Source organism: Devosia sp. (assembly GCF_017307565.1).
GTDB lineage: Bacteria > Pseudomonadota > Alphaproteobacteria > Rhizobiales > Devosiaceae > Devosia.
In genome coordinates this window covers 1-1,800 of record NZ_JAFKHD010000287.1, presented here as the reverse complement: position 1 = coordinate 1,800, position 1,800 = coordinate 1, and the positions used below count along the sequence as shown (strand labels likewise).

Genomic DNA, 1,800 nt, shown 5'->3' with positions numbered 1-1,800 from the left:
GGGGCCGCGGCTATGTGCTGCGCGAGCCCGATGAGTCCGATGCCTACAGCGAAAACGTCGCCTGATTTCAGACGACAGCAACAAAAAGCCCCGCGCGACGCATCGCGTGGGGCTTTTTGTTTTTTGAGGCAGAATTTGTCCAACCCTGTCGAAACGGCCTGAGGCCAGTCGTCGTCTCGATGAAAGCGCCGGTGGCGCCATTGGGAGACCGGACATGATGCGTTCGACACTGACTGCCCTGACCATTACCCTCGTTGCCAGCGCCGGCGCCTTTGCCGGGGAAGCTGTCAAAGGCGACTCTGCCGAGGTCAACGGCATGCGCATGTATTACGAGGTTTCAGGATCGGGCGATCCGATCGTCGTGCTGCACGGCGCCTATATGAACATCCCGACCATGGGTGGGATCATTCCGGCGCTGGCCGAACACCACAAGGTCTACGCCATCGAATTTCAGGGGCACGGGCGGACGGAAGATATCGACCGCCCGGTCACCTACCCCAATCTTGCCAGCGACGTCGCCGCCTTCATGGACGCGGTCGGTCTCGAGAAGGCCGATGTCTTCGGCTATTCCATGGGCGCTGCGGCGGGGCTTCGACTGGCCATCGACCACCCCGAAAAAGTCGACCAGCTGATCACCGCCTCGGTGAGCTACGACATGGAAGGCGCCCAGCCGGCTTTTCTTGAAATGATCCCGACCATGGTGCCCGAAATGTTCATCGGCTCGCCCATGGAAGACGCCTGGAAAGAGTATGCGCCCAATCCCGATGGTTTCCGGCCTTTCGTGGAACGCATGATCGCACTGGAACATGAGCCACTTGCCTGGGGCGAGGAGGTCAAGGCGCTGAAGTCGCCGGTGCTGATCATCGCCGGAGATGCGGACATGATGACGCTCGAACATCTCGTGAGCATGTTCCGCCTGCTTGGCGGCGGTGAACCCGGCGACATGGGCAAGCCGCTCGGCGCCTCACGCCTCGCCATCCTGCCGGCGACCTCGCACACGGCTGTGATCGATCAGGTCGACCTGCTGATGGGCTTTATCGAACCCTTCCTCAAGGGCGAAACGCCCAAAGGCATGTTCGATCAATGATCGGAACCGGTGCCAGATGTCACTCCGGCCTTTTCCTCACGCCACTTCGCTGGCACTTTCAGCAGCGAAGTGGAGGGGTCGATGAGCAGTCGCCAGGAAACCGACAAGGCCATTGCGACCGTCTGGCGCGTGGAACAGGCACGGCTGATCGCCGGCCTGACGCGGCTCGTGCGCGACATTTCTTTGGCCGAGGAACTGGCGCAGGACGCGCTAATGGCGGCGCTGAAGCACTGGCCGGAAACCGGAGTGCCGCGCAATCCGGGCGCCTGGCTGATGCAGGCGGGCAAGCGCAAGGCCATCGACTATTTCCGCCACCGCAAGATGGCTACGGGAAAGCTCGAGGAAGTCGGCCGCATCATGGAGGACGAGGTGCCGGACGCCGAAACCGCCATCCATGAAAGCATGGACGACGACGTCGGCGACGATCTCCTGCGCCTGATTTTCACCTCCTGCCACCCGATCCTGCCGGCCGAAAGCCGCGTCGCGCTGACGCTGCGGCTGATCGGCGGGCTGACGACGGAAGAGATAGCCCGGGCCTTCCTTGCCAATGACACCACCATCGGTCAGCGCATCGTGCGGGCCAAGCGCACCATTGCCGATGCCGGCGTGCCCTATGAAGTGCCGCGCGGCGCGGAGCGGGCCGAACGCGGTGCGCGGCTTCAGGCCGAGCCCGTCGATGAGCGCGCAGCGCAGCGCGGCCTCGATCTCGGCCG

The 1,800-nt window shown here is 63.3% G+C and carries 2 protein-coding genes; both read left to right on the top strand.

Annotation, left to right across the window (positions count from 1 at the left end; genetic code table 11):
* The first annotated feature begins 214 nt into the window (after positions 1-214).
* The gene (locus J0I64_RS08720; RefSeq protein WP_291407200.1) at positions 215-1,087 is read left to right on the top strand and encodes an alpha/beta hydrolase; all 873 of its coding nucleotides are present in this window, start codon (positions 215-217) and stop codon (positions 1,085-1,087) included.
* An 81-nt stretch (positions 1,088-1,168) separates the two neighbouring features.
* On the top strand, positions 1,169-1,800 hold a 632-nt coding region (locus J0I64_RS08715; protein WP_291407198.1), incomplete at its 3' end, for a sigma-70 family RNA polymerase sigma factor.

Bases quoted from the DNA above. Each gene is read 5' to 3' on its own strand.
- J0I64_RS08720 (WP_291407200.1), top strand. From the start codon at position 215: ATGATGCGTTCGACACTGACTGCCCTGACCATTACCCTCGTTGCCAGC.